Annotated in this window: 13 protein-coding genes; 6 read left to right on the top strand and 7 right to left on the bottom strand. The window is 71.8% G+C overall.

The annotated features are described in order from the left end of the window. Positions 1 to 9: 9 nt before the first annotated feature. Entirely contained in the window at positions 10 to 1,911 is a 1,902-nt protein-coding gene (gene nhaA / locus ACIRQH_RS10235) for a Na+/H+ antiporter NhaA (RefSeq protein ID WP_404225707.1), read from the top strand. 17 nt (positions 1,912 to 1,928) lie between these two features. Here the strand turns inward: nhaA and ACIRQH_RS10230 are convergent, their stop codons facing one another. The 3 genes from ACIRQH_RS10230 to ACIRQH_RS10220 form a co-directional block, all read right to left on the bottom strand. Continuing rightward, the gene (locus tag ACIRQH_RS10230) at positions 1,929 to 2,840 is read right to left on the bottom strand and encodes a GlxA family transcriptional regulator (RefSeq protein WP_388933116.1); all 912 of its coding nucleotides are present in this window, start codon (positions 2,838 to 2,840) and stop codon (positions 1,929 to 1,931) included. Positions 2,841 to 2,850: 10 nt separating this feature from the next. Next, positions 2,851 to 3,450 carry a cysteine hydrolase family protein gene (locus ACIRQH_RS10225; protein WP_388872020.1) on the bottom strand — a complete coding sequence of 200 codons (600 nt, stop codon included), beginning with the start codon at positions 3,448 to 3,450 and terminating at the stop codon, positions 2,851 to 2,853. Positions 3,451 to 3,519: 69 nt separating this feature from the next. Further along, on the bottom strand, positions 3,520 to 4,284 hold the full coding sequence (locus ACIRQH_RS10220) for an alpha/beta hydrolase (RefSeq protein ID WP_404225127.1): 765 nt from the start codon (positions 4,282 to 4,284) through the stop codon (positions 3,520 to 3,522). A 189-nt stretch (positions 4,285 to 4,473) separates the two neighbouring features. Here ACIRQH_RS10220 and ACIRQH_RS10215 point away from each other — a divergent pair, with 189 nt between their 5' ends. The 3 genes from ACIRQH_RS10215 (at position 4,474) to ACIRQH_RS10205 (ending at position 6,371) form a co-directional block, all read left to right on the top strand. After that, positions 4,474 to 4,899 carry a contact-dependent growth inhibition system immunity protein gene (locus ACIRQH_RS10215; protein ID WP_388933108.1) on the top strand — a complete coding sequence of 142 codons (426 nt, stop codon included), beginning with the start codon at positions 4,474 to 4,476 and terminating at the stop codon, positions 4,897 to 4,899. 153 nt (positions 4,900 to 5,052) lie between these two features. Then, complete coding sequence (locus tag ACIRQH_RS10210) at positions 5,053 to 5,505, top strand: phospholipase (RefSeq protein WP_355881881.1); 453 nt, start codon at positions 5,053 to 5,055, stop codon at positions 5,503 to 5,505. Positions 5,506 to 5,951: 446 nt separating this feature from the next. Then, positions 5,952 to 6,371, top strand: coding sequence for a three-helix bundle dimerization domain-containing protein (locus ACIRQH_RS10205; RefSeq protein WP_388933106.1), 420 nt, complete (start codon positions 5,952 to 5,954; stop codon positions 6,369 to 6,371). A 6-nt stretch (positions 6,372 to 6,377) separates the two neighbouring features. Here ACIRQH_RS10205 and ACIRQH_RS10200 read toward each other — a convergent pair whose 3' ends face one another. After that, complete coding sequence (locus ACIRQH_RS10200) at positions 6,378 to 8,843, bottom strand: SpoIIE family protein phosphatase (RefSeq protein WP_388933103.1); 2,466 nt, start codon at positions 8,841 to 8,843, stop codon at positions 6,378 to 6,380. Positions 8,844 to 9,176: 333 nt separating this feature from the next. Here ACIRQH_RS10200 and ACIRQH_RS10195 point away from each other — a divergent pair, with 333 nt between their 5' ends. Then, positions 9,177 to 11,243 (top strand): SpoIIE family protein phosphatase, encoded by a 2,067-nt coding sequence (locus tag ACIRQH_RS10195; protein WP_388872035.1) that lies wholly within the window; start codon positions 9,177 to 9,179, stop codon positions 11,241 to 11,243. 62 nt (positions 11,244 to 11,305) lie between these two features. Here the strand turns inward: ACIRQH_RS10195 and ACIRQH_RS10190 are convergent, their stop codons facing one another. Next, positions 11,306 to 12,340 (bottom strand): YihY/virulence factor BrkB family protein, encoded by a 1,035-nt coding sequence (locus tag ACIRQH_RS10190; protein ID WP_388872038.1) that lies wholly within the window; start codon positions 12,338 to 12,340, stop codon positions 11,306 to 11,308. A gap of 39 nt (positions 12,341 to 12,379) precedes the next feature. Further along, entirely contained in the window at positions 12,380 to 12,931 is a 552-nt protein-coding gene (locus ACIRQH_RS10185) for a dihydrofolate reductase family protein (RefSeq protein ID WP_388872041.1), read from the bottom strand. A gap of 190 nt (positions 12,932 to 13,121) precedes the next feature. On the opposite strand from ACIRQH_RS10185, the gene ACIRQH_RS10180 reads away from it, so the two are divergent. Beyond that, positions 13,122 to 14,273 (top strand): hypothetical protein, encoded by a 1,152-nt coding sequence (locus ACIRQH_RS10180; protein ID WP_388872044.1) that lies wholly within the window; start codon positions 13,122 to 13,124, stop codon positions 14,271 to 14,273. Positions 14,274 to 14,352: 79 nt separating this feature from the next. Here ACIRQH_RS10180 and ACIRQH_RS10175 read toward each other — a convergent pair whose 3' ends face one another. Continuing rightward, positions 14,353 to 16,452, bottom strand: a complete 2,100-nt coding sequence (locus ACIRQH_RS10175) for a SpoIIE family protein phosphatase (RefSeq protein WP_404225123.1) — start codon at positions 16,450 to 16,452, stop codon at positions 14,353 to 14,355. Positions 16,453 to 16,519 lie beyond the last annotated feature (67 nt).

Genomic DNA, 16,519 nt, shown 5'->3' with positions numbered 1-16,519 from the left:
TGGGTGACCATGCCATCCGAGTCGTCGTCCCTGTCGGGCCAGAGTCTGTGCGGAAAGGAGCCGCGCAGTCCGCTGCGCGCGTTTCTGCGGACGGAGACGGGCAGCGCCGCCGTGCTGCTCGCCGCCACCCTGGCGGCGCTGGCCTGGGCCAACATGGGCCCCGGCTCGTACGAGTCCCTGTGGGGCACCGAGCTGTCCGTGCGCATCGGGTCGGGCGGGGTGTCGCTCGACCTGCGGGAGTGGATCAACAGCGGGCTGATGACGCTGTTCTTCTTCGTCGTGGGTCTGGAGGCGCGCCGCGAGTTCGACCTCGGCGAGCTGCGGGAACGCCGCCGGGTCACGCTGCCGCTGCTCGCGGGAGTGAGCGGCATGATCGTCCCGGTGGCCGTCTATCTCGCCGTCACGGCGGGCCACGGCTCCGACGCGCACGGCTGGGGCGCGGCCATGTCCACGGACACCGCCTTCGCGCTGGGCATGCTCGCGATCTTCGGGTCACGGCTGCCCAACAACCTCCGCGTCTTCATGCTCACCGTCGCCGTGGTGGACGACTTCCTGGCCCTGGCCGTCATCGTCGTCGCGTACAGCGACGCCATCGCGCTGCCCGCGCTGCTGACGGCACTCGGCCTCTTCGTGGTCGTCCTGCTGGTGCGCCAGACCATCGGCAGGCGGGTGCCCGCGCTGTACGGGGTGCTGGGGGTGGCGATCTGGGTGGCGCTGCTGAAGTCGGGGATCGATCCGGTGGTGACGGGTCTCGCGATGGGTCTGCTGACCTACGCGTACGCGGCGGACCGCGTCGATCTGGAGCACGCGAGCCGTCTCTTCCGGCGGTTCCGGGAGCAGCCCACGCCGGAACTCGAACGGACCGTGCGCCGCGGGCTCGCCTCGACGCTCTCGCCGAACGAGCGGCTCCAGCAGATGTTCCATCCCTGGACGAGCTACGTCATCGTGCCGCTCTTCGCGCTCGCCAACGCCGGCATCACCCTCGGCGCCGGGCAGCTCACCGACGCCTTCACCTCACCGGTCACTCTCGGCATCCTGTTCGGCTACGTGCTCGGCAAGCCGGTCGGCATCATCGGCGCCACCTGGCTCACGACGAGGGCGAGCCGGGGGCGTCTGCGGCCGCCCGTGGGCTGGGGTGCCATCACGGCGGGCGGCACGCTGGCCGGTGTGGGCTTCACCGTGGCCCTGCTGATCGCGTCCCTGGCCTTCGAGGGCGACCGTCTGGAGCAGGCGAAGATCGGCATCCTGGCCGCTGTCGCGTGTTCGTTCCTGCTCACCTGGATCGTCACCCTGCTGATCGGTGCCCTGAACGCTCGTTCCCGTGCGCGGGCCCTGCTCGGCACCGGTGAGGCCATCGTCGACCTCAGCGAGCCCGTCGACGTGGAGCGCGATCACGTGCGGGGCCGGCTCGACGCGCCGGTGACGCTCGTCGAGTACGGCGACTTCGAGTGCCCCTACTGCGGTCTCGCCGAGTCCGTGGTGCGCGAACTCCTGGCCGACTTCGGTGACGTCCGCTACGTGTGGCGGCACCTTCCGCTGACCGACGTGCACCCCAACGCGCAGCTCGCCGCCGAGGCCGCCGAGGCCGCGGCCCGCCAGGACCGCTACTGGGAGATGCACGACCTCCTCATGGCCCACCAGGGCGACCTGCGCCCCAAGGACCTGCTGCGCTACGCCGCCGAGGCCGGCCTGGACGCCGACCGCTTCCGCGACGACCTGCGCGCCCGCGCGGGTGCGCCCCGGGTCGCCATGGACGTCGAGTCGGCCGACCTCAGTGGCGTCTCCGGCACGCCCACGTTCTTCGTGAACGGCCGCCGCCACTACGGCGCCTACGACATCGCCTCGCTGACGGCGGCGGTCCGTGCGGCGCGCCAGCGGGCGTCGCTGATGGGGGCGGGCCGGGAGACCTGACGGGGGGCGGCGACGTCTCAGGCGGTGCGGGCCCGCAGGCGGCGCAGCATGCGGGCGTCCTCGAAGCCGACCGCGTGTGCGGCGGCGTCGACGGTGAGGCCGTGGCTGATGAGGTGCTCGGCTCGTTCCAGGCGCAGGGCCTGCTGGTAGCGCAGCGGGGTGAGGCCGCCGGTGGCGCGGGTGAAGAGGCGGGTGAGGGTGCGCTCGCTCACCCCGACGGCGGTGGCCAGGTCGGGCAGGGGCAGCGTCTGGTCGAACCGGGTGTCCAGCAGGTCCTGGGCGCGGTGCACGGTGTCGTCGAGGTGGGACCGGTAGCGGAGCATGGCGCTGGCCTGCGGTTCGTGGCCGTTGCGCCGCGCGTAGACCACCATGTCCCGCGCCACCTGCGCGGCGACGGCGGGGCCGTGCCGGGTGGCGACGAGGTGCAGGGCGAGGTCGATCCCGCTGGCGATGCCGGCCGAGGTGACCACCCGGTCGTCGGCGGTGTAGAGCACGTCGCGGACGACGACCGCCCGGGGGTAGCGGCGGGCGAGGTCGTCCTGGACGTCGTGGTGGGTGGTGCAGCGGCGGCCGTCGAGCAGGCCGGCCCGGCCGAGCGCGTCGGCTCCGGCGCAGACGCTGGCGACGGTGCCGCCCCTGGCGTGGTGGTCGCGCAGGACGCCGAGGGCCGGCTCGCCGATGGCGGGGCCGTCGGTGAGGTCGAGCGCGCGCCAGCCGGGGACCACGATCAGGTCCTCGGGGCCCAGCTCGGGCCAGTCGAGCCGGGCCACCAGGGGCAGGCCCTGGGCTGTCGGGACCTGCGGCTGCTCGGCGACGTAGTGGAGTGTGTAGGGGTGCCCGAAGTCGGCGGCCGTGGAGAAGGCCTGCGCGGGTCCCGCGAGGTCCAGCAGATGGACTCCGGGCACCAGGAAGAAGACGATGTGGCTCACGATCCGGTCATCATGCCTGAGTGCCGGCCACTGCTTCCAGCTCATCGACGGTGGCGATGGTGGCGAAGCGTCCGGCCAGGGCGTACTCGGTGCGCCGGATGACCGCGTCGGCGCTGAGGGTGCGCGGGTCGGACAGCAGGTCGGCGACGGACTGTCCGGCGGGGGCGTCGCGGTGCGCGATGGGGTTCGTCGCGGTGGCGTCGGTGACGAAGGTGACCTGGTAGCCGAGGTCGCTCGCGACGCGGGTGGTCGTCTCGACGCACTGCTCGGTGCGGATGCCGCAGACGACGAGTTCGCGGATGCCGCGTTCGGTGAGGAGTTGCTGCAGGTTGGTGGTGGTGAAGGCGTTGTGCGAGGTCTTGTGGATGAGAGGTTCGCCCTCCTCGCGGCTGAGTTCCTCCAGCAGCCGCACGTGGCCGAGCGCGGGGTCGAACACGTCGCCGCTGCCGGGCTCGGAGTGCAGCACCCACACCACGGTGTCGCCGGCCTGCCGGGCGAGCCGGACGAGTCGGTCCACCTGGTGGGCGATCTTCGGGTTGGAGATGGTCTCCCACAGCGGGCGTGCACGGAAGGATTCCTGGACGTCGATGACGACGAGTGCTCGGGTCATGGGTCCACTCTGACGGGTGCGAACAGGGTCGCGACAGGCCTCATCGGGTCCGGCAGCGGACCGATCCGGTCACGCCGTCATGCTGTCCGCGCGCTGCGCTCCGGCTCCTGCGGCCCGGGCGACGAGGCGAGCAGCGCGCGCACCGGCCCGTAGGGCGTGCGCGGCCGTACTGGGACGGCAGCGCGCCGCGGCGAGATCATATTCGGCCATGATCACACCGGCGTGATCACTGTCGGCCTCGACGAGCGTCACGCGCCCGCCGAGCCGTTCGAGGGCCGCGCGCAGGGCCCGCGACTGCCGGACGTCGACGACGGTGTCGGCGGTGCCGTGCAGCAGCCAGACCGGGGTGGAAGGCGGCGGGGCACCCGCGCCGAGAAGGTCGTCCAACGGGACGGCGCCCGTGGTCGGTGCCGCGGTCCCGTAGCCACCGGCGATCCCCACGACGGCCGTCGGCCGCCAGCCGTCGAGTCCGTCCGGGTTCAGGGCGACACCGATCGCCGCTTTGGCGCCCAGCGACCAGCCCGCGAGCACGAACCGTTCGGGGTCCCCGCCGAACCGGGCCGCGTTGCGGCGCGCGAACGCGACGGACTCGGCGAGGTGGGAGCGCCCGGCGTCCGGAGCGTCGGGGCGCCAGTCCGGGACGAGGACGAGCGCACCCGCCGCGGCGACGGCGGACGCGAGCGGCGCGAGTACGTCCCGCTCGTCGGCACCTCTTCCGTGCCACAACAGCACGACGGGCAATGTCTCTTGGAGACCTCCGCCCCGATAGACGTCCAGCGTCTGCCCGCCCGCCCCGTACACGAGCCCCTCCGCGACCGGAAGTTCCGCACCCACACGCCTCACCCACCCAGCACCTCGAAGAACAACCACTCACAGCGACGGACCACTGTCGCACGCACGCCGTCGAACCGCCCTGACGGGCCGACACTTCCGGACAGCTCGGCGCCCACGCGGACTTCACGGGCGATGGCCGCCTGCCCTACGCCCCGGCCGATCACGCCCCGCGGCCAGGACAATGAGCCCATGAACCCACTGCTCCACCTCGGCCGCACGCTCGACGAGGTAGACCCTCCCCGCTGGCCGGCGCCCGACGCGGACGCCACACGGTTGGTGCGGACCGTGCACGAGTTGCGGCGCGGCAAGCTGGGCGACCTGCGCCCGGGCGACCTGCGCGTGCTGGTGGCGCAGCGGGTGGCTCTGCACTGCACGCTCCCGCTGGCGGCGCTTCTGCTGCTCGAAGAACCGCTGCTGGACGCGACGTTCCACCCGGGGGACCTGCTGCTCACGGCCGCGGGAGCACCGGACTCGGCCTGGGCCCTGCTGCCCGACCTGCGCACGCGGTTGAGCGCCGTGATCGCGGCCCTGCGGGACGCCGATCTCGCCGAACTGCCCCGGGGCTCGACCGGGGAACTCGCCCGCTTCACCGGACGGTGCGCCCCTCAAGACTGAGCACGTCGTGGGCAGTTCAGGTCGCGCCGACTCGAAAACTACTTGAATTCATTGATTGTTGAGCGACGACAGCTAGGCAGGGAGGATCACTCCCCCGATCATCTTGTCATGAACCTGCTGCCCGACCGGGCGGCACCTTCGTGGAGGTGTGGGATGCACCGTAGATTCGCCACCGGCCTTGCCGCCTCGACCATGGCTCTGGCCGCCATCACCGCGACCGCCGGCACGGCCACCGCCGCTCCTGCCGACAAGCCCCAGATCCTGTCCAGCTGGACGCAGACGAGCGCGTCGAGCTACAGCCTCTGGACCGCGGCGCGATCGAATCAGGCCGCCTGGTCGGCGTACTCGTTCGACTGGTCCACCGACTACTGCTCCTCCTCGCCGGACAACCCCTTCGGCTTCCCCTTCTCCACCTCCTGCGCCCGCCACGACTTCGGCTACCGCAACTACAAGGCCGCCGGATCCTTCGACGCCAACAAGTCCCGTCTCGACAGCGCCCTCTACGAGGACCTCAAGCGGGTCTGCAACGCCTACAGCGGTGCGACGAAGACCGCCTGCACCAGCACCGCATGGACCTACTACCAGGCGGTCAAGGCCCTCGGCTGATCACCTGACCCAAGTCGCCCTCACTGAGTCATTCATGACGTCCCGTCAGGTCACGTCGACGCACTGCCGAACAGGGCAGGTCGACCCCTGACGGAGACCGCTCTTCGTCAGACGCTACGGCCCGACCGCAGCCAGCCGCATCACCCGGCCGCCCCTCGCCGGCTGTGCGGCGGTCGGGCCTCAGCTCCGCCCCCTCGCGCGCCCCCTCTCCCCTCCCTCCACCCGGTGTCGTCCGTCAGGCGCATTCGGCCCGACGGGCCGAGAATGATGGAGGCGGCTGATCGGCGAGCGAAAGCGCGGGCGGTTGAGCGATGACGGCGGACGACTCGGCACCCCTGCCAAGCAGAGCACCCGCAGTTCCCATGGCACCCATGGTTCCCGAGAAGACCGGGGCATCCCCGTCCTCCGCGGCTGGGGAGAGCGGGCCCCCGCGCCCGCCGGCCGGGGTGACCGACGATCGAGGCACGTCGAGCGCTCCGGACGCATCGACCGACGCCCGTTCGGCGGCAGGGCACGAGGACGGGGCCGGGCCTCGCGACGGCCGGCAGGACGAGAAGGCCGCGCTGCTCCACCTGGCCACACGGCTGAAGGCCGCCCACCCCTCGATCGAGGCGTCCATCGTCGACGACACGGTCACCGCGGCCCACGACGCGTTCCGGCAGGCGAAAATCAGGACCTACGTTCCGATCCTGGTCGAGCGCCGGGCTCGGACCCTGCTCGAAGCTCTTGAGCGGGACCGCGCCACCGCCCCGACACCGACGTCGATGTCCGCTTCCGCTCCCGACATCGTGCCCGCTGCCGCGACCGCGTTCCGTGTCGTCGGTGACCAGGGGCCGGCCGCCCCGGCCAACGGCTTCGAGCACTAGACGTACTCACGGGATCTCCTGCTCCGCCCAGATGACCTTCCCGTCGGGTGTGTGGCGGGCTCCCCAGCGCAGCGAGAGCTGGGCCACCAGGAAAAGACCGCGGCCGCCCTCGTCGGTGCTCCGGGCGTGCCGCATTCGTGGGGCGGTACTGCTGGCGTCGACGACCTCGCAGGTCAGCCGGGAGTCGAGAAGCAGTCGCAGACGGATGGGCGGTTCGGCGTAGCGGATCGCGTTGGTGACCAGTTCGCTCACGATGAGTTCCGTCGTCATGGCCAGGTCGCCGAGGCCCCACTCCTCGACGCGGCGGGTGGCCCGGGCCCGTACGTCGGAGACGGCGGCGGGGTCCACGGGGACGTCCCACGAGACGACCCGGTCGGCTCCGAGGGTGTGGGTGCGCGCGAGGAGCAGGACGATGTCGTCGGGCTGCGGCACGGGTACGAGTTGGCGCACCGCCGCCGAGCAGAGGGTTTCGAGGTCCGGATCCGGTCCCGCGAGCAGTTCACCGAGGCGGGCCATGCCCTGTTCCATGTCGTGGCCGCCCTCGACCAGGCCGTCGGTGTAGAGGCCGACCAGGCTGTTCTCCTCCAGCTCGATCTCGTGCGCCTCGAAGGCCATCCCCCCGAGCCCGAGCGGCGGGCCGGCGGGAAGGTCCGGGAAGGAGACCTGTCCGTCGGGCCCGACGACCACGGGCGGCGGATGGCCGGCGCGCGCCATGGTGCAGCGTCGGGTGACGGGGTCGTAGACGGCGTACAGGCAGGTCGCTCCGAGGAAGGACGACGAGGACGCGTTCTGTCCGGCCGCCTCGTCGTGGGTCTTCTCCTCGCTCAGCCGCAGGACGAGGTCGTCGAGGTGGGCCAGGAGTTCGTCGGGGGGCAGTTCCATGTCGGCGAGGGTCTGTACGGCGGTGCGCAGCCGGCCCATGGTGGCGGCGGCGGTGATGCCGTGGCCGACCACGTCGCCCACGACCAGGCCCACGCGGGCCCCGGAGAGCGGGATCACGTCGAACCAGTCGCCGCCGACCCCGCCGGTCGGGTCCGCGGGCAGGTAGGAGGAGGCGATCTCCAGCGCCGTTCCGCCGGTCGGGGGGTGGGGCAGCAGGCTGTGCTGGAGGGTGACGGCCGCCGTGTGTTCCCGGGTGTAGCGGCGGGCGTTGTCGACGCACAGGGCCGCTCGTGCCACCACCTCACGGGCCAGCAGGACGTCGTCGGGCAGGAACGAGACCGGGTTGAGGGAACGGACGAACGTGGCGAGGCCGAGAGCGGTGTGGCGGGCCCTCATCGGCACGGAGATCAGGGAGTGCAGACCGAAGCGGCGGATGCTCTTCGCCCGCTCGGGTTCCTCGGCGAGCCACAGTTCGTCGGACGGGTCGAGAACGGAGAGGAGCACCGGTTCGCCCTCGGTGAGCAGGTGCACGTCGTGCGGCGGCGGAAGGAAGTCGGCGCGGTCCCCGATCCGGGCGACGGCCTCCGGGCAGCCCTCGCGCACCGAACTCATCCCGGCGCGCCGCATCTCCGGCGTGACGGAGGCCGGCCCCGCGTCGGACAGCCAGGCGCCGTGCCCCTCCGTGCTGAGCACCGACTCCAGGAGGTCGACGACGACGAAATCCGCGAACCGGGGAACGGCGAAGTCGGCGAGTTCCTGCGCGGTCCGCATGACGTCGAGGGTGCCGCCGATGCAGGTCCCCGCTTCGTTGACCAGGGACAGGAGTTCCCGGGCGTTCCACCGCTCGGTGATGTCGAGGACCGTGTAGCACACGCCGGTGAAGGAGTTGTCGGCTCCGAGCAGGGGGAAGAACGAGGTGGAGTAGGCGTGTTGGCGGTACGGATCGGCCCAGTTCCATCCCAGGTACTCGTAGTCGATGACGGGGTCGCCGGTGGCCAGGACCTTGTGCATCAGCCCTTCGATGGTCTCCGACATGAGGCCGGGCAGCAGTTCGGTGAGGCGGCGGCCGAGGCGCTGGTCGCGGGGGACGCCGCCCAGGTGTTCCAGGGTGTCGTTCATCCACGCGTAGCGCAGGTCCAGGTCGAGCACGGCCATGCCGACAGGCGAGCGGGTCAGGAACCGGTCGAGGAAGGCCGGGTCAGCCGTCCACCGCTGCCGCTGGTCCCGCGCCGACACCAGGAAGCACTCACGGCCGTCGATGCCGAAGGCGGCGGACACCCTCAGGTCCACCTCGACGGGCCGACCGTCACGGCGGCGTACGGGGACGGAACCGCTCCACCCCATTCCCGCGCGGCATCTGTCGGCGATGCCGGCCACGCGGATCGGGTCCCGGGGCATCGCGAGCAGGCGTCCGGCGGAGGTCCCGACCATCTCGGGCGCCGGGTATCCGAGAAGTGCTTCGGCGGCCCGGGTCCAGCCGATCAGCACACCGTCGCCGGACACCACGACCGCGGCGTCGGTCGACGCGTCGAGGGATGCGCCCGGTCCCTCGGACGTGGACGCATCGGAACGTTCTTTCGCGGAGTCCATGCAGCTCATCCTCTACAGCCATGTTCCTGCTAGTCCGCGTGTTGTGCACGGCCCGGCGGACGGCACGGTGCGGGGCGCCAGGTGTGTGCGGACGGTCGGCCGCCCCGCGCCGGGCTGCCGCCCCGGGAAACGCGCGCCGACGGCCCCGGACGCGGCCCGCTCCCCTCGCCCGGAACACACCCGGCCGTCGACCCCGTACATGCCAAGAAACGCTCTGGAGTGGGCATGACCGGGGTCAGGGCGCAGCATGGAAGGGCCGGGGTACGCGCCGACGTGCGCGACGACGGCGACAGAGCCGGCACGCCGCGCCGGCCCGGTGGAGGAGGGCCAGGGATGGCAGCCGATTCCTTGCAGTCCGAGAGCGGGGGCTACGACCCCGACGCGAGCCGGCCGACCGGGCTGCTGGACGTCCTCAGCGTCGCCGCGATGGTTCTCGACGCCGAGGGCCGGATCGTGTTCTGGACCCCGCAGGCCGAGGACCTGATCGGCTACACGGCGGAGGAGGTCCTCGGCAAGTACGCGGCGCGCATGATCATCCACCCCGAGCACCTCCAGTCCGTCTCGAAGCTGTTCGCCGAGGTGCTGGCGACCGGCCGGAGCTGGGCCGGCGCCTTTCCCATCCGGCACAAGGACGGCAGCACCCGCCTGATGGAGTTCCGCAACATGCGGCTCCTGGACGACCTCGGTGATGTGTACGCCCTCGGTATCGCCGCCGATCACACGCTGCTGCAACGGGTGGAGACCGACCTCGCGCTGTGCGAGCAGCTGATCAACCAGTCCCCCATCGGGCTCGCCCTGATGGACCCCGACCTGCGCTATCTCATGGTCAACCCGGCGCTGGAGCGGATCGACGGCATCCCGGCGGAGGACCACGTCGGACGGCATCTGCGGGAGACCCTGCCGTTCCCCGACGTCGACACCGTCGAGTCCGCGCTGCGTCAGGTGCTCACCACCGGCACTCCGCTGCTCGACCAGTACCACGTGGGCCGGCCGCCCGCGGATCCCGAGCACGAGCACGCCTGGTCGCTGTCGTTCTACCGGCTGGAGGACCCGGGCGGGCGGGTGCTGGGCGCCGCGGCCTCGGTCGTCGACGTCACCGAGCGGCACCGCGCGGCCGCCGAGGCCGACCGGGCGCGCCGCCGTCTGGCGCTCATCGCCGACGCCTCGACGCGGGTCGGCACCACGCTGGAGGTGGACCAGACCGCTCGCGAACTGGCGGACATCGCGGTCCCGGAGCTGGCGGACGTCGTCGCCGTCGACATCCTCGACTCGGCGCTGGCGTGCCGTCGTATGCGGCGGCCGGACAACGGCCCGGAGTTCTTCCGCGCGCTGGCGCTCAAGGCGTCCCATCCCACGGTGGCGCTGCGCGCCGCCGACCCTCCAGGTGACCTGGCCACCTACGAGGGCGACCGCCTGGTGACCCTGTGCGTGCACACCGGCAGGCCGGTGCTGGTGCGGCACGTGGGTGAGCAGGACCTGCCGCGGATCGCCCGGGACGCCCAGGCCAGTGCCCTGCTGGCCCGCGCCGGCGTCCACTCGTACCTCGCGGTCCCGCTGATCGCCCACGGCGAGGTGCTCGGTGCCCTCGATCTCAAACGCACCCGCAACCCGGTCCCGTTCGACGACGACGACGTCGTGCTGGCGACGGAGCTGGCGAGCCGCGCCGCGGTCGCCATCGACAACGCCCGCTGGTTCCAGAGTGTCCGCAACACCGCGGTGACCCTCCAGCGCAGCCTGCTGCCGGAGCACCCGCCGAGCCTGAACGGTCTGGAGGTCGCGTCCCGCTACCAGCCGGCCCAGTCCACCAGCGAGGTCGGCGGCGACTGGTACGACGTCATCCCGCTGTCGGACGACAGGACCGCCCTGGTCGTCGGTGACGTCATGGGCAACGGGATCGACGCCGCCGCCACGATGGGCCGGCTGCGCACCGCCACGTGCGCCTACGCCGACCTCGACCTCGATCCCGGCGACGTGCTCCAGCACCTGGACAAGATCACCTGCGATCTGGAGCACTACATCGTCACCTGCCTGTACGCCGTCTACGACCCGCACACCCGGCAGTGCCGTGTGGCCAACGCCGGGCACATGCCGCCCGCGCTGGCCCGCCCCGGCGCTGCTCCCGTGCTGCTCGACCTGCCGCCGGGCGCCCCGCTCGGCGTCGGCGGCATCCCCTTCGAGACCACCACGGTCGACCTGGCCGCCGACGACGTCCTCGTCCTCTACACGGACGGTCTCGTCGAGACCCGCCTCCACCCCATCGACGACCGGCTGAACGTCCTGCTGAGCTTCCTCGACGAACCCGGCCGGCCGCTGGAAGAACTCTGCGACCTCCTGCTGTACGGCCTGCGCAATTCCGACGACCACGACGACGTCGCGCTCCTCATCGCACGGGCGACGTAGCCGGGCGAGCGACCTCACCGTCCGACGGCGGGGTTCTCGAGCACCGACGGCATGCGCGGGCCCTACGACTGCTTCTTCTCGTCCTTGGAGCGGCGGTGGGAGACCTGTTCGCGGGTGGTGCGCCAGCGGGAGCGGGCCTGTTCGACCACGGTGTCCCACTGCCTGCGGATCTCGTCGTCGGACGGACGGTCGCCCGCCCGGATCCGGACCAGTTCGTCCCGCATCTCCCGCCCCAGCGCGGCGGACGCGACGATGACGAACATCGCGGCGAACAGCGCCGAGATCATCGCGAAGACGGCGCCGACCGCTCCGTAGCGTTCGGCGTAGGAGTTGAACATGCGCGGCAGATAGACGGAGGCACCCACCGAGTAGACGGCGGTGAGCGCGGCGGCCGTGACCCCGAAGGGCAGGAGGTCGCGCCACGGGATGCGCTTGGCCGACAGGGCGGTGCCGCTCCACACGAGGAAGACGATGCTCACCGGGACTTCGAGGACCGAGGCCACCACGCCCAGGGGCTTACCGCCGAATGCCGCGTGCAGCCAGCCGGTGACCGCCGTGTAGCAGGCGAGTCCCAGGATCCACGCGAGGCCGTTCCTGGTGTTGCGGACGCTGAGCGGGGGCAGTTGCCAGGTCTGTTCGAACAGGCGCTGTGTGGCCCGCGCGAAGCTCAGCACGGAGATGATCAGGAAGATGCCCCCGAAGACGCCGACACCGGCGCTGGTGCCGTCGGCGGGGGCGAGGAGCGACCTGACCGCCTCGGCGCCCTGCCCGGTGAGGCCGTAGCGCTTGATGATCCGTTCGGCGGCGTCGTAGTCCGAGAAGCTGCTGAGGACGGCGCCGCACAGGATGCTCAGAGGGATCACGGCGGTCAGCGCACTGGAGGCCAGGGCCATCGAGCGGTCGAAGCCGACGATCTTCTGGAACCGGTTGACGACTCTCAGCGCGAACGCGGGACGCAGCCAGAACGTCAGCGTCCTGACGAGGCGTTCGCGATTGATCCCCGCCGTGCTGTCCTCCGTGATCTCGGGCCCGGTGTGGCGCTGCGAGCGTAACGGACGGGCGTCCGGGCGGCGCGGGACGACACGGGTGCGGCGCACCACGGGCGCCTGGAGGTGCGTGGGCGGGCTGACGGTGGCCTACGTGAGGACGAGGAACCTCAGTGCCGTGACGGCCCCGACCTCCCGTACGCCGATCCTCTTCAGGGCGATGCCCTCCACCTCGGGGTCGTCGAACAGCCGGAGTCCGGAGCCCAGGAGCACGGGCACCACGTCGAGGTGGAGTTCGTCGGCGAGTCCGGCCCGCAGGGTCTGCCCGATCACGTCGGCGCCGAGGACCTGGACGACCTGGTGTCCGGCGGCTGCCCTCGCCTGCCTGATCGCCGACTCGATCCCGTCGGTCACGAAGGTGAAGGTGAGGTTCTCGTCCTGCTTCGGCATGCTCCGCGGCGGCCTGTGGGTCAGGACGAAGAGGGGCACCTGGAACTCGTATGCGCCGACATAGGAGTCCGGGTCCTCGGCCATCTCGTACGAGCGCCTGCCCATGACGACCGCGCCGGTCTGCTCGATCAACTCGTCCATGTACGCGCTGCCGCGGAGCGTTTCCGGGTCGCAGAGGCGTGCGGCGCTGCCCTTGCTGTCGGCGACGAAGCCGTCCAGTGAGATGGCCATGCCGGCGTGCACGGTTGCCATGGGTCGTCCTTTCTTTCACGTTGCCGAGGGGACGGGCGCAGGAGCGCCCGTCCCAGGGGCAGACTCCGGGAGCGAGGACAACTCATCGGTCGTTGCGGACCGGTCCGGGCGGGTGCGATGTCGGAGTCCCAGCTGTCGGGGTCGGGGACCTCCGCTGTCGATGTCAGTGGTCTCTTCTACGCTCCGGATCATGAGCGGATGGTTGCAGAACACTCAGGTCCTGGCCGAACAGGCCGCCCGGTACGCGGACCTCGCCGAGCGCGGAGAGCTGCGGGAACTGTCCCGCGCCGTGATGCGGGCCGCCTGTACCAACGGCTCGACGACGGGCGTCGGCGTCGAGAACATGGACCTTCTGCGAGCGCTGCCCGACGGCGACCGTACGGAGCTGGCCGCGCTGTGGGCCGAGTGGCACGCGCGCGTGGAGGACGACTGGACGGCCGGGGAGTTCCAGCGGGACCTGGACTACCTCCGCACCGAACTGCTCATGGCCGCCTCCGGCGTGGCCCGCGGCCTCGACGACGACCCGATGGCGGCCGAACGCGGCGCGCAGCTCGCCCTGTTGGGCGACCAGTACGTGGTCTGGTCGTCGCACCGGATCTGGGAGCTGGCCGACGCGGAACTGACCGCCGGGCGCATCCCCGGTCCGGCGGTCCTGGCCGCCTTCCGCCGCACGACCGCGGCCGCGGCGCTGCCCGGATTCCGGCGCACCCACGCGGCGGCGAACGCCGCCGAACCCGCCCTGCGCGCTCTCATGGACCGCTGGCCCGGACCGGTGCTCAACTCCGGGGAGCCGTGGGCCGAGCAGGCACTCAACGAGGCTGCCGTGCGGGGTGAACCGTGGCTCCGGCTGCTGGCCCACTCCGCTCCTGCGACCGCGAGCGCGCCGTCGGCGACATGGAGACGGACCGCCATGACCCTGATCGGGGAGGTCGGCCCCGACGCGGTCCGGGCGGCTGTGCCGCGGTGGTTCGAGTCGGCCGCCCTCGCTCGCACGGTCCCCCTGGTCGGCCATCCGCATCTTCCGTTCGACGTGAACACCTGCTTCGACGCCTACAACTCCCATGTGCTGCGCGGGCTCGCCTGGACGCTCGCCCTGCTGCCCACCGGGCCGGACATCGTCGACGCCCTCGTCGGTCTCGTCGAGACGTCGCTGGAGCGGCGGTCGGGCGATGTGCCCCGCGCCCCGCACGTGGCGGAGGCGGGGATCGTCGCCCTGGCGCTGACCGGGGACCGTACGGCGCGGACCGCACTGGAGACGCTGCGCGGCTGGGTCCCGCACCAAAGCACCCTGCTGCGCATCGACAAAGCCCTGGGAGGGACCTGGACACTCGCCGGTCGCTGACGCGCCGCGGCCGACGGCCCCGCACCGGGAGGCACCGACGCGGGGCTCCCGGCCGCCGTCGTCGGCGGCACCCACCCGCTCAGTCGTCGTCGGACAGGGCGAGTTCGGCCCAGATCGTCTTTCCGCGCGGCTCCGGGCGGGTCCCCCAGCGCCGGCTGACCTGCCAGGTGAGGTAAAGGCCCCGGCCGCCCTCGTCGACGTCCTCCGCGTACCGGAGGTGCGGTGCGGTGCTGCTGTCGTCGGTCACCTCGCAGACGAGGACGGGCCCGTCGAGGATGAGGCGCAGTCCGATGTCACCGTCCGCGTAGCGGATGGCGTTGGTGACCAGTTCGCTGACGACCAGGCTGGCGGTGAACGCGTGCTGTTCCAGACCCCACTCGGCCAGTGCCCCCTCGACCGCGTCACGGGCCTCGCCCGCGCTCGCGGGGCGGTTGGCGAGGGTCCACGAGCGGACCTGGTCGGGTCCGAGGACGCGGGTACGGGCCAGGAGCAGGACGGCGTCGTCGCTCTCCGCCTTGTGCGGCGCCAGGCGGTAGAGCACCTCGTCGCACATCTCCTGCAGGGGTTGGTTGGTGGGCAGCAGGGCGTCGGTGACGGAGTCCAACTGCTCCTGCGCGTCGCCCGACACGGACCGCAGCATCGCGGTGTTGGACAGCAGCAGGACCGAGCCCTCCGTGAGCTCGAACTCGGCCGTTCCGTACTTCGGCAGGCCCCGGCCGAGCGACGGCCCCACAGGCACCGTGGCGTGTTCGACCCGGCCGTCGGGGGACGCGACCACGGGCGGCGGATGCCCGGCACTGGCGACGGCGCAGCGGCGGGTGACGGGGCTGTAGACGAGGTACAGGCAGGTGGTGTTCTCGTCGGACGGATCGTCGTCCGCCGGGTCCATGTGCTCGGGCCGTTCTCCGCGCAGCCGGGTCACCAGGGCGTGCAGGCGGTGCAGGACCTCGTCGGGTGTCAGGTCGAGGACGGCCAGCGCTCCGATCGCGGCCCGGACCTCGCCCATGGTCGCGGCGGCCCGCAGACCGCGGCCCGCCGTGTCGCCGGTGACCAGGGCGACCCGGGCCCCCGACAGCGGGATCACGTCGAACCAGTCGCCGCCCGCGCCGAGCGGGAAGTAGCTGTACGCCGTCTCCACCGCGCTGTGTCCCATCACCTGGGCGGGACGCAGACTGAGTTGCAGGATGCGGGCGGCCGAGCGCTCCCGTGTGTAGAGACGGGCGTTGTCGAGGCACAGGGCGACGCGGTCGGCGAGGTCGGACGCGAGGGCGAGGTCGTCGCCGTCGAAGGCTCCGGGGGTCCGGTTCCGGTAGCAGTGCGCCACCCCCAGTACGGCGCCACGGGCGGCCAACGGCAGTACGAGGAGGGAGTGGGCCCCCGCTTCGAGCATGCGCCGTCCCCGCACCGCCTCACGGTTCGGCCAGCCGGTGTCCGCCGTCAGCTCGGTGACGATGCGGGGCCGCAGGTCGGACAGGCTCTGGGCGAAAGGGGTACCGAACATCAGACCGATCGCCTCGCCGATGGCGGGAAGCCTCCCGACGGGTTCCGGGAGGGAGGAGCTCACGCCCGTGCAGCGCAGGGCACCGTGTTCGAACACGGCACCCGGCGCCGGAACCTCACCGCGCAGCACCGAGTCCAGAACCTCCACGGCCACCACGTCGGCCAGGGCGGGCACCATCACCTCGGCGAACTCCTGCGCCGTACGGAAGATGTCCAGCGTCGTGCCGATGTGCCCGTTCGCCCGTTCCAGCAGTTCAAGTCGCGCCGCCGCCCGATGCTGCCCGGTGACGTCGACGATCGCCGCCATCACCCCCAGCACACCGCCGGCCGGGTCCTCCAGCCTGAAGGTGGAGATGGACAGAACGGTCTCGGGTGCCCCCGGGGTGAGATGGCCCCGCGCCTCGATGTCGAGCACCGCCACACCGGTGCTCAGCACGTCCCGCAGTGTCGTCTCGAAGATGCCGGAGTAGAAGTCTCCCGCCCACTCCCTCGGGTGACGGCCCATCGCGTCGTCCAGGGGGAAGGCCCGGATGTGCCGGGCCGCCCTGTTGAACCGCACCAGGTTCAGGCGCGGGTCCAGGACGTGCAGGCCGATGGGGGACTCGGTGAAGAGCGCCCCCAGGACGGCCAGCTCGAGTTCCGTCTTCGGTCCGTCGTGCCCGCCCATCGATGGATCCATGGGTGTTCCGTAGACCGTGGCCCCGGGACGCAATCCGACTGGACCGAGTTCCATCACATCCGCTCAA

The organism is Streptomyces sp. NPDC102279 (genome assembly GCF_044766365.1).
GTDB lineage: Bacteria > Actinomycetota > Actinomycetes > Streptomycetales > Streptomycetaceae > Streptomyces.
This window is presented reverse-complemented; position numbering and strand designations above follow the sequence as displayed.

Bases quoted from the DNA above. Each gene is read 5' to 3' on its own strand.
- ACIRQH_RS10180 (WP_388872044.1), top strand. From the start codon at position 13,122: ATGAGCGGATGGTTGCAGAACACTCAGGTCCTGGCCGAACAGGCCGCC.
- ACIRQH_RS10200 (WP_388933103.1), bottom strand. From the start codon at position 8,843: ATGGACTCCGCGAAAGAACGTTCCGATGCGTCCACGTCCGAGGGACCG.
- ACIRQH_RS10195 (WP_388872035.1), top strand. From the start codon at position 9,177: ATGGCAGCCGATTCCTTGCAGTCCGAGAGCGGGGGCTACGACCCCGAC.
- ACIRQH_RS10175 (WP_404225123.1), bottom strand. From the start codon at position 16,452: ATGGATCCATCGATGGGCGGGCACGACGGACCGAAGACGGAACTCGAG.
- nhaA (WP_404225707.1), top strand. From the start codon at position 10: ATGCCATCCGAGTCGTCGTCCCTGTCGGGCCAGAGTCTGTGCGGAAAG.
- ACIRQH_RS10185 (WP_388872041.1), bottom strand. From the start codon at position 12,931: ATGGCAACCGTGCACGCCGGCATGGCCATCTCACTGGACGGCTTCGTC.
- ACIRQH_RS10215 (WP_388933108.1), top strand. From the start codon at position 4,474: ATGAACCCACTGCTCCACCTCGGCCGCACGCTCGACGAGGTAGACCCT.
- ACIRQH_RS10210 (WP_355881881.1), top strand. From the start codon at position 5,053: ATGCACCGTAGATTCGCCACCGGCCTTGCCGCCTCGACCATGGCTCTG.
- ACIRQH_RS10225 (WP_388872020.1), bottom strand. From the start codon at position 3,450: ATGACCCGAGCACTCGTCGTCATCGACGTCCAGGAATCCTTCCGTGCA.